Below are 10,394 nucleotides of genomic sequence, written 5' to 3'. Positions count from 1 at the left end.
GGCCAGCACCGCCCGCAGCTCGCGGGTGAGGTCGGCGCCGTGCTGGGCCTCGTCGGCTAGCAGCGCGCCGATCCGGCCCGTCACCTCCATCGCGCCCGCCAGCTGGCCGTCCGAGGGCCCCTGGCCGCCGTCCAGCAGCCAGACGTAGCCGAGGACGACCCCCCGGTGCCGTACGGGCAGGCAGATGCGGCCCCGGTGGACGCCGGCCTCCGGGGTCGGCGGGATGCGGACGGGTCCCGTGGCCCGCGTGATGCCGAAGCCCTCGAACCAGGCCCGGACCGCCGCGGTGGAGCGCCGGGTGAGGATCGAGCGGGTGCGCACCGGGTCCAGCGCGGCGGCGTCCAGCTCGTCCTCGCTGTCGTAGGCGCCGAAGGCGATCAGCTCGAAGTCGCGGTTCTCCAGGGTCGCCGGGGCGCCGAGCAGCTCCGAGATCTCGTCGACCAGCTCCTGGTACTCGCCCTTGAAGTCCGCCGTCACCCGGTCATTCTCCCGCATCCCCGCGACCCCTTCATACATCTGTCTGAGATCTGCGGCACGGATGCGTGACAGCTGTCGATGGCCGACGATCGGAGGGATCCTTAGGTTTCACGGTGGTTCTCCGTGCCGTTCCCGAAACGTCGGGAAGCGGCCTCGTATGGGTTGGTATGTGGAGGTTCCCCGTGCTGGGTCCCGTGATTCTCGCCGCGTCGCGCAGCGACCGGATGCGACGCCTGATCTCGGCGGCCCCGGTGACGAAGCAGGTCGTGGACCGCTTCATCCCCGGTGAGACGGTGGACGACATCGTCCCGATCATCGAGGAGCTGACCGGCCGCGGTCTGGAACTGACGATGGACGTCGTCGGCGAGGACATCACCACCCCCGAGCAGGCCGCCGCCGCCCGCGACGCCTACCTGGCGCTGGTGGACCGCCTCAAGGAGCTTCAGCTCGGCGAACGCGTCGAGATGTCCGTCAAGCTGTCGATGTTCGGACAAGCGCTGGAGGGCGGCCACGAGCTGGCCCTCGCCAACGTCCGCCCGGTCGTCGAGGCCGCCGCCGCCATCGGCACGACCGTCACCCTGGACGCCGAGGACCACACCACCCTCGACTCGATGTTCGCCATCCACGAGGCACTGCGCGAGGACCACCCCCAGACCGGCTGCGTCATCCAGGCCTACCTCTTCCGCACCGAGGCCGACGCCCGCCGCCTCGCCGCGAACGGCAGCCGCGTGCGCCTCGTCAAGGGCGCCTACAAGGAGCCCGCCGAGGTCGCCCACCAGCAGAAACACGAGATCGACAAGGCGTACGTCCGGATCCTGAAGGTCCTGATGGAGGGCGAGGGATACCCGATGATCGGCTCCCACGACCCGCGCCTCATCTCCATCGCCCAGGAACTCGCCCGCAAGGCCGGCCGCAAGCCCGACGAGTACGAGTTCCAGATGCTGTACGGCATCCGCGGCGATGAACACCTGCGCCTGGCCGCCGAGGGCCACCGCATGCGCGTCTACACGGCCTACGGCACCGACTGGTACGGCTACTTCATGCGACGACTCGCTGAGAAGCCGGCGAACCTGCGGTTCTTCGTACGAAGCATGCTCACCAAGGGCTGAACCACCACCGCTCACGAAGGAGTTACGGAAACCATGGACGCTGTGACCCAGGTCCCCACCCCCGTCAACGAGCCGGTGCACGGCTACGCCCCCGGCTCGCCCGAGCGGGCCCGGCTGGAGGCCAGGCTCAAGGAGCTGGCCGACAACCCGGTCGACCTGCCGATGACCATCGGCGGGGAGAAGCGGATGGGCGGCGGCGAGCGCTTCGACGTCGTGCAGCCGCACAACCACACGGCCCGCCTCGGCACCTACGCCAACGCCACCCGCCAGGACGCCCAGGACGCCATCGACGCGGCCCTCGCCGCCGCGCCCGCCTGGCGTGCCATGGCCTTCGACGACCGCGCCGCGATCATCCTGCGCGCCGCCGAACTGCTGGCCGGCCCCTGGCGCGAGACCCTCGCGGCCTCCACCATGCTCGGCCAGTCGAAGACGGCCCAGCAGGCCGAGATCGACTGCCCCTGCGAACTGGTCGACTTCTGGCGCTTCAACGTCGCCTACGCCCGCCAGATCCTCGCCGAGCAGCCCCCGGCGAACTCCCCGGGCGTGTGGAACCGGCTGGACCACCGTCCGCTGGAGGGCTTCGTCTACGCGATCACGCCGTTCAACTTCACGGCCATCGCGGGCAACCTGCCCACCGCGCCCGCCCTGATGGGCAACGTGGTGGTCTGGAAGCCGTCCCCGACCCAGACCCACGCCGCCGTGCTGCTGATGGCGCTCCTGGAGGAGGCCGGGCTGCCCAAGGGCGTCATCAACCTCGTCACCGGCGACGGCATCGAGGTCTCCGAGGTCGCCCTCGAACACCGCGACCTGGCCGGCATCCACTTCACCGGCTCGACGAAGACCTTCCAGTACCTGTGGAAGACCGTCGGCGCCAACATCGAGAAGTACCGCTCCTACCCGCGTCTGGTCGGCGAGACCGGCGGCAAGGACTTCGTCGTCGCCCACCCGAGCGCCGACCCGGCCGTGCTGAAGACCGCCCTGACCCGCGGTGCCTTCGAGTACCAGGGCCAGAAGTGCTCGGCGACCTCACGCGCGTACATCCCGGCGTCGATCTGGAACTCCGGCTTCAAGGAGGAGTTCGCCGCCGAGGTCGACTACCTCACCATGGGTGACGTGACCGACCTGTCGAACTTCCTCGGCGCGGTCATCGACGAGCGGTCCTTCGCCAAGAACAAGGCCGCGATCGACCGCGCGAAGGCCGACCCGGCCTGCACGATCGTCGCGGGCGGCAGCTACGACGACTCGGTCGGCTACTTCGTGCGCCCGACGGTCGTCGAGTGCACCGACCCGGAGAACGAGGTCTTCACGACCGAGTACTTCGGCCCGTTCCTCGCCGTGCACGTCTACGAGGACGACCGCTACGACGAGATGCTGACGCAGATGGAGTCGGTGTCCGACTACGCCCTCACCGGGTCGGTCATCGCGGGCGACCGCGCGGCGGCGGCCCACACGATGGAGAAGCTGCGTTACGCGGCCGGGAACTTCTACATCAACGACAAGTCGACCGGTGCCGTCGTCGGCCAGCAGCCCTTCGGCGGCGGTCGCGCCTCCGGCACCGACGACAAGGCCGGCGCCCCGCAGAACCTGATGCGCTGGACCCTGACCCGCGCCATCAAGGAGACGCTGGTCCCGCCGACCGACTACACCTACCCGCACATGGGCTGACAGCCCCCGCACCCCGGACGGGCCAGGTCTTCGCCGACCTGGCCCGTCGGCATGTCCGGGCGGGCAGACTGGCCGTATGACGTGGACCGAGGAGAAGGTGACGGCCGACGACGGGGCACGGCTCTGGACGGCGCGCGCGGGCGAGGGCGAGTCGCTGGTGCTGTGCCACGGCGGGCCCGGTCTGTGGGACATGTTCGACGAGGTCGGCGGTGAACTCGCCCAGCGGGCCGCCGTGTTCCGCTGGGACCAGCGCGGCTGCGGGCGCTCGCAGCGCAGCGACGGCCCGTGGACGACCGAGCGGTTCGTGGCCGACCTGGACGCCGTACGCGACCGCTTCGGACTGGCGAGGATGGCGCTGCTCGGCCATTCCTGGGGCGCCCAGCTCGCGTTGGCCTACGCGCTCGCCCACCCGGAGCGGGTGAGCACCCTGGTCTACGTCAGCGGAACGGGCATCGGGCCCGACGTCGACTGGCATCCCGCCTACCGCGAGAACTTCCTCGCCCGGCTCGGTGAGCATCCGGAACGGCTCGCCCGCTGGCGGGAGTTGACCGGCCGCCGCCTCTTCACCGACGAGGAGGCGCGGGAGCGGGCCGTGCTCCAGTGGTCCGTCGAGTTCGAGGACCGGGACCGGGCGCTGGAGCTTGCCGGGCTGATGGCCGACCCCTGGTTCGGGGTGGCGGCCGAGTGCAGCAAGGTCCTCAACGCGGAACGCAAGCGCGTGTGGGGCACGCCCGCGCTGTTCACCGCCTGCGAGTCCCTCGACGTACCCGTCGTGATCGTGGACGGGGCGCGGGACATCCGCCCGCGCTCGGCCGTGGACTCCCTGGAACGGGCCCTGCCGTCCGTTCGCCGGGTGACCTTGCCGACGGCCGGGCACCTGCCGTGGGCGGAGGACCCGAAGGGCTTCCGGGAGGCGGTCACCGCGGCGATCCGCTGATCCATTGGTTCGCCCTGGCCCCCTTACGAATGTGCAGGTCAGCAGGGGTGGGTCAGGTGCGCCGTCTCAGATAGTAGGAAGTCCGAGTAATTGTAGAGACAGGCGCGGGCTCCTCCCTTAGTTTTGTAGGAGCCGAACGTCTCGCTGGACCAAGCGAATGGCGGTCGTGAGCCGGGCCCCGTGCAGGCAACCCCTGCGGGCACCGCTCCCCGGCCCATCTGGGGGCACCTCCCACGCCGTTGAGGCAGTGGGGGAGTTTCGCAAAGCCCCGCCGCACTCCCTGTTCTCGAATGGAGTCGATTTCCCATGGCCGAGACGACTGTCCGCCGCCGAGTCCGCCACGCCTCCCGCACCAGCGAGTCCGACCGCAAGAACGCCGCCGCGGCACTGCAGCGCGCCCTCGACCGCCGTGACAACGGCGGCGAGACGGGCCACTGACCGGCCGTCGGCCGCGCATTCAGGGTCACCCCACAGTTCGGGAGCCGCTCCCGCGCGGGGTGCGACGCGGGGTCCCGGACGGGACTCCAGGCCCCGCGTCGCACTTCCGGTCCCATGGCCCCCTGTTTCCGCAACGCCTGTTCCCGCCACGCGCCGTGTCCGTATCGCGGACGGTCCATGTCATCCCCTGGGACGCCGAGTAGGGTGCTCACATGTCTCGCAGCATCGATCTCGCAGTGATCCCCGGTGACGGCATCGGCCAGGAAGTCGTGGCCGAGGGTCTCAAGGTCCTCTCCGCCGTCCTTCCGCAGGATGTGAAGCTGGAGACGAAGGAGTTCGACTTCGGCGCCCGGCGCTACCACGCCACCGGTGAGACCCTCACCGAAGCCGACCTCGACGCGCTGAAGAAGCACGACGCGATCCTGCTGGGCGCCATCGGCGACCCGTCGGTGCCGTCCGGCGTCCTGGAGCGCGGCTTCCTGCTCAAGCTCCGCTTCGCCTTCGACCACCACGTCAACCTGCGGCCCAGCAAGCTGCTGCCGGGTGTGGAGACTCCCCTCAAGGGTGAGCCCGCGATCGACTTCGTGGTCGTCCGCGAAGGCACCGAGGGCCCGTACACCGGCAACGGCGGCACCATCCGCAAGGGCACCGAGCACGAGGTCGCCACCGAGGTCTCCGTGAACACGGCCTTCGGTGTCGAGCGCGTCGTCCGTGACGCCTTCGCCCGCGCCCAGGCCCGCCCCCGCAAGAAGCTCGCGCTGATCCACAAGAACAACGTGCTGACCTTCGCGGGCCACCTGTGGACCAACATCTTCAACAAGGTGGCCGAGGAGTTCCCCGAGGTCACCACCGAGTACATGCACGTGGACGCGGCGACCATCTACCTGGTCACCCAGCCCGAACGCTTCGACGTGATCGTCACCGACAACCTCTTCGGCGACATCATCACCGACCTCGCCGCGGCCGTCTCCGGCGGCATCGGCGTCGCCGCGAGCGGCAACATCAACCCCTCCGGCGACTTCCCGTCCATGTTCGAGCCCGTGCACGGCTCGGCCCCGGACATCGCGGGCCAGGGCAAGGCCGACCCCACCGCCACGGTCCTGTCCGTCGCCCTCCTGCTGCGCCACCTCGGCTACGACTCCGAGGCCGCCCGCATCGAGGACGCGGTCACCGTCGACCTCGCGGAGCGCACGGGCAAGCCGGCCCGCTCCACCTCCGAGATCGGCGACGCGCTCGCCGTACGAGTAGCCGGCTGACGCCCGCGCCACCTCGAAATCATTCGAAGCCGCCGGGTCGCATCCGCACCCGGCGGCTTTCGCATGTCCCCCGCCGGGTGCCACCATCGACCCCGGGCCGCCTTTCACCCTGTTTCTTCCCCCGCCGATCCCGCGCGATAATCGAACGCGGAGCCGCGGAATGAGGGAATGCTCGGACGTCCTAGCACTGGGCGTACAGGAACGGAAGCGGCCCGTCACTACAACACCGGTGAAGGACAACCACTCATGACGACGCCCACGATCGAGCTCAAGCCCTCCGCCAGCCCGCTCTCCGACGCCGAGCGCACGGCGATCCTGGCGAACCCCGGCTTCGGCCGCCACTTCACCGACCACATGGTGACCATCAAGTGGACCGAGGGCCGCGGCTGGCACGACGGCCAGCTCGTCCCGTACGCGCCGATCCCGCTCGACCCGGCGACCAACGTCCTGCACTACGCCCAGGAGATCTTCGAGGGCCTCAAGGCCTACCGCCGCCCCGACGGCTCCGTGGCCACCTTCCGCCCGGACCAGAACGCCAAGCGCTTCCAGCGCTCCGCCCGCCGCCTCGCCATGCCCGAGCTGCCGGTCGAGACGTTCGTCGAGGCCTGCGACGCACTGGTCCGCCAGGACAAGGACTGGGTGCCCGCGCACGGCGGCGAGGAGTCCCTCTACCTGCGCCCCTTCATGATCGCGACCGAGGTGGGCCTCGGCGTGAAGCCGGCCAACGAGTACCTGTTCCTCGTCATCGCCTCCCCGGCCGGCGCCTACTTCGCCGGCGGGGTGAAGCCGGTCTCCATCTGGGTCTCCGAGGACCGGGTCCGCGCCGTCCCCGGCGGCATGGGCGACGCCAAGACGGGCGGCAACTACGCGGCCTCCCTGCTCGCACAGGCCGAGGCCGCCGCCAAGGGCTGCGACCAGGTCTGCTACCTCGACGCGGTCGAGCACCGCTGGATCGAGGAACTCGGCGGCATGAACCTGTACTTCGTGTACGGCGACAAGATCGTCACGCCCACCCTCACCGGCTCCATCCTGGAAGGCGTCACCCGCGACTCCCTCCTCCAGGTCGCCCGCGACCTCGGCTTCGTGTCCGAGGAGAGCCGCGTCTCCCTGGAGCAGTGGCAGGCCGACGCCGCCGACGGCACCCTGACGGAGGTGTTCGCCTGCGGTACGGCCGCCGTCATCACGCCCGTCGGCACCGTCAAGCGCGCCGGCGGCGAGTGGCAGCACTCCGGCGGCGAGCCCGGCCCGGTCACCGTGAAGCTGCGTGAGGCGCTCCTCGACATCCAGCGCGGCAAGGCCGAGGACCGGCACGGCTGGATGCACCGGATCGGCTAGCAGCTCGTACCCGGCACGACGAGGGGCCGCTTCGGACGTCTTGTCCGAGGTGGCCCTTCCACGTGCCGTCGTCGTCGCGAGGAGAGCGGCGCCCCATGTCACACCGCCGCCCTCCCCTCCGCTTCCCGGCGACGCCGCCACGGACGCCCCTGCTCGCATCCTGAGACAGTCGGTGACCACCGGGCTGCCCTGTGTCAGACTCCCCTCGTGCTCTCGTTCGCCACGATTATTGGCAGCAGGCGCGCCGGTCCGCAGTGACCGCCACGTACGACCAGGTACGGGCGGCCATCGTGTCCTCGACCCGCGCGCAGACCTCTCGCTACCCGCGAGGGGTTTTTCGTTTTCCTGGCCCACCTTCAGCCGGGGGACAAGCGCGAGGGACCATGGGGGGACGGTGGAGCCGGTCATTCCGGTAGACCGAGATCCAAAACAGGAGCCTTGAGACCATGACGGAAACCAGCGAGCTCGACGACTCGTTCCACGTCTTCGACACGACCCTGCGCGACGGCGCCCAGCGCGAGGGCATCAACCTCACGGTCGCCGACAAGCTCGCGATCGCACGGCACCTGGACGAGTTCGGCGTCGGCTTCGTCGAGGGCGGCTGGCCCGGTGCCAACCCGCGCGACACCGAGTTCTTCGCCCGCGCGCGGCAGGAGATCGACTTCCAGCACGCCCAGCTCGTCGCCTTCGGTGCCACCCGCCGGGCAGGCGCCAAGGCCTCGGAGGACCCCCAGGTCAAGGCGCTGCTCGACTCCGGCGCCGACGTGATCACGCTGGTCGCCAAGTCGCACGACCGGCACGTGGAACTGGCCCTGCGCACCACGCTGGACGAGAACCTCGCCATGGTCGGCGACACCGTGTCCTTCCTGAAGGGCCAGGGCCGCCGCGTCTTCGTCGACTGCGAGCACTTCTTCGACGGCTACCGCGCGAACCCCGAGTACGCCAAGGCCGTCGTCCGCGCCGCCGCGGAGGCCGGCGCCGACGTGGTCGTCCTCTGCGACACCAACGGCGGCATGCTCCCCGCCCAGATCCAGGCCGTCGTCTCCACCGTCCTCGCCGACACCGGCGCCCGCCTCGGCATCCACGCCCAGGACGACACCGGCTGCGCCGTCGCCAACACCCTCGCCGCCGTCGACGCCGGAGCCACCCACGTGCAGTGCACGGCCAACGGCTACGGCGAGCGTGTCGGCAACGCCAACCTGTTCCCTGTCGTCGCCGCCCTGGAACTGAAGTACGGCAAGAAGGTGCTGCCGGAGGGCCGGCTGCGCGAGATGACCCGCATCTCGCACGCCATCGCGGAGGTCGTCAACCTCACGCCCTCCACGCACCAGCCGTACGTCGGTGTCTCGGCCTTCGCCCACAAGGCCGGCCTGCACGCCTCCGCGATCAAGGTCGACCCGGACCTCTACCAGCACATCGACCCCGAACTGGTCGGCAACACCATGCGGATGCTGGTCTCCGACATGGCGGGCCGGGCCTCGATCGAGCTGAAGGGCAAGGAACTCGGCATCGACCTCGGCGGCGACCGCGAGCTGGTCGGCCGGGTCGTCGCACGGGTCAAGGAACGCGAGCTGAAGGGCTACACCTACGAGGCGGCCGACGCCAGCTTCGAGCTGCTGCTGCGCGCCGAGGTCGAGGGCCGGCCCCTGAAGTACTTCGAGGTCGAGTCCTGGCGGGCCATCGTCGAGGACCGCCCCGACGGCAGCCACGCCAACGAGGCCACCGTCAAACTGTGGGCCAAGGGTGAGCGCATCGTCGCCACCGCCGAGGGCAACGGCCCGGTCAACGCCCTCGACCGGTCCCTGCGCGTGGCCCTGGAGAAGATCTACCCCCAGCTCGCCAAGCTCGACCTGGTGGACTACAAGGTCCGCATCCTGGAGGGCGTCCACGGCACCCAGTCCACGACCCGCGTCCTCATCTCCACCACCGACGGCAGCGGCGAGTGGTCCACGGTGGGCGTCGCCGAGAACGTGATCGCCGCGTCCTGGCAGGCCCTGGAGGACGCCTACACCTACGGACTCCTGCGGGCGGGGGTGACTCCGGCCGAATAGGCCATAGGTCGTAGGAGGCCATAGGCAGCCGTCACAGTCCGGCTCCCGCTGCCCTGTTTTGCCCCCGTTCGGGGTAGCTTCGAAGTATGAAGGTCGCACTTTCGACCCGAGGCTTCGCCGGACTGCTCCTCGCGCTGGCGCTCGCCGCCCTGACCCTGGTGACGGCGGGCGCCCCGCGCGCCGCGGCCGACACCAGCGTGTCGACGATCGCCGCGGCCCTGCGCGAGAGCCCCGTCTACGTCGACCCGGCGGCGTCCGCCGACTTCTCCCAGGCGGACGCCCACGCCCTCCAGAAGAAGATCGAGGACGCCGACAAGCCCGTCTTCGTCGCCGTCCTCCCGGCCGGCTACCCGACCGGGAACCTCTTCACCGACCTGCGCGCCGCCACCGGCGTGACCGGCCTCTACGCGATCCGCCTCGGCGACCGCTTCGACGCCCGCGCCGACTCCTCCGTCCTGCCGACGGCGGCCGTGCGCAACCTCGTCACCAGCGTCCAGGGCGAGAACGACGCCACGGCCCAGCTCGACGCCTTCACCGACCGGGCGCTCGCCAACATGGGCGGCTCGGCCCCCGCGAGCTGGGAGTCCTCGGGCGGCGGTGGCGGAGTGTCGACGACGGGCCTGATCACCGCCGGCGTCCTGGTCGCGGTCGGCGGCGCGGGCGCGTACACCCTCGTACGACGCAACCGCAGGCGGCACGCGGACGAGCAGCGGGCCGCCCTCGAACGGCTCCGCGTCGTCGTCGACGAGGACATCACCGCCTACGGCGAGGAACTCGACCGGCTCGACTTCCACCCCGGCGAACCCGGCGCCGACGACGCGATGCGCGGCGACTACGAGCACGCCCTCGACGCCTACGAGAAGGCCAAGTCGGCCATGGCGGGCGCGACGAGACCGGAGGACGTGCGTCCGGTCACCGAGACCCTGGAGGACGGCCGCTTCGCCCTGGCCCGGCTCGCCGCCCGCCGGGTCGGCGAGCCGCTGCCCGAGCGCCGCCCGCCGTGCTTCTTCGACCCGCGCCACGGCCCCTCCGTCGCCGACGCCACCTGGATGCCGCCCGGCGGGGCCGCCCGCGAGGTCCCGGTCTGCGCGGCGGACCGCACCCGCCTCGCGGACGGCCGCGATCC

The 10,394-nt window shown here is 70.7% G+C and carries 7 protein-coding genes and 2 pseudogenes (1 of these 9 cut by a window edge); 8 read left to right on the top strand and 1 reads right to left on the bottom strand.

Annotated elements, in window-relative coordinates:
• A pseudogene (locus BZL64_RS21385) lies at window positions 1-495 on the bottom strand (PucR family transcriptional regulator); the annotation flags it as partial.
• A gap of 164 nt (window positions 496-659) precedes the next feature.
• Between BZL64_RS21385 and BZL64_RS21380 the strand changes: the two are divergent.
• From BZL64_RS21380 to BZL64_RS21340, 8 genes and pseudogenes are all read left to right on the top strand, one after another.
• Window positions 660-1,586 (top strand): proline dehydrogenase family protein, encoded by a 927-nt coding sequence (locus tag BZL64_RS21380; RefSeq protein WP_086770810.1) that lies wholly within the window; start codon window positions 660-662, stop codon window positions 1,584-1,586.
• 33 nt (window positions 1,587-1,619) lie between these two features.
• Window positions 1,620-3,251 (top strand): L-glutamate gamma-semialdehyde dehydrogenase, encoded by a 1,632-nt coding sequence (gene pruA, locus BZL64_RS21375; protein ID WP_086770809.1) that lies wholly within the window; start codon window positions 1,620-1,622, stop codon window positions 3,249-3,251.
• A gap of 76 nt (window positions 3,252-3,327) precedes the next feature.
• Window positions 3,328-4,188: an alpha/beta fold hydrolase gene (locus BZL64_RS21370; RefSeq protein WP_086770808.1), complete on the top strand. Its 861-nt coding sequence runs from the start codon at window positions 3,328-3,330 to the stop codon at window positions 4,186-4,188.
• A 306-nt stretch (window positions 4,189-4,494) separates the two neighbouring features.
• Complete coding sequence (locus BZL64_RS41950; protein WP_018569343.1) at window positions 4,495-4,626, top strand: hypothetical protein; 132 nt, start codon at window positions 4,495-4,497, stop codon at window positions 4,624-4,626.
• A 212-nt stretch (window positions 4,627-4,838) separates the two neighbouring features.
• On the top strand, window positions 4,839-5,882 hold the full coding sequence (locus tag BZL64_RS21360; RefSeq protein ID WP_086770807.1) for a 3-isopropylmalate dehydrogenase: 1,044 nt from the start codon (window positions 4,839-4,841) through the stop codon (window positions 5,880-5,882).
• A 246-nt stretch (window positions 5,883-6,128) separates the two neighbouring features.
• A complete protein-coding gene (locus BZL64_RS21355) occupies window positions 6,129-7,217 on the top strand; it encodes a branched-chain amino acid aminotransferase (RefSeq protein WP_086770806.1) in 1,089 nt (362 codons plus the stop codon).
• A 446-nt stretch (window positions 7,218-7,663) separates the two neighbouring features.
• Window positions 7,664-9,268 (top strand): citramalate synthase, encoded by a 1,605-nt coding sequence (cimA, locus tag BZL64_RS21345; RefSeq protein ID WP_086770805.1) that lies wholly within the window; start codon window positions 7,664-7,666, stop codon window positions 9,266-9,268.
• An 86-nt stretch (window positions 9,269-9,354) separates the two neighbouring features.
• Window positions 9,355-10,394: pseudogene (locus BZL64_RS21340) on the top strand (hypothetical protein); its annotated part runs 211 nt beyond the window's last position; the annotation flags it as partial.

The sequence above is a fragment of the Streptomyces bobili genome (assembly GCF_002154575.1).
Taxonomy (GTDB): Bacteria; Actinomycetota; Actinomycetes; order Streptomycetales; family Streptomycetaceae; genus Streptomyces; species Streptomyces bobili.
The sequence above is the reverse complement of the archived record's forward strand: the minus strand, read 5'-3'. Positions and strand labels throughout refer to the sequence as shown.